We start from the raw sequence: 256 nt of genomic DNA on the forward strand, positions 1-256 counted from the left end.
TCCTAGCGCTGATTGGCAGGACATTGGGGAGGCTATTGCGCAGGCAGGGGCTATTGTTGGTCGAGTAGATCAGCTAGAGCTTGATGTATCTGAGATTGAAGGCCAAGTAGTTGCTCAGGGGCAAAAAGTTGATGGCCTCTTTGCATCGATTGACACTCAATTTACTGGTGATACCGACGATTACACCGCTGATAACGATGTATTTGCTGGCACTACAACGATTCAAACAGTAATTGCTACACAGGACTATGCGCTA

Annotated in this window: 1 protein-coding gene; it reads left to right on the forward strand. The window is 47.3% G+C overall.

Features of this window, described 5'->3' with window-relative positions:
* The coding region (locus Q5762_RS39005; RefSeq protein ID WP_315897058.1) for a hypothetical protein at window positions 1–256 on the forward strand (256 nt) is incomplete at both ends.

This window comes from Streptomyces sp. P9(2023) (assembly GCF_032436795.1).
Classification (GTDB): Bacteria; Actinomycetota; Actinomycetes; order Streptomycetales; family Streptomycetaceae; genus Streptomyces.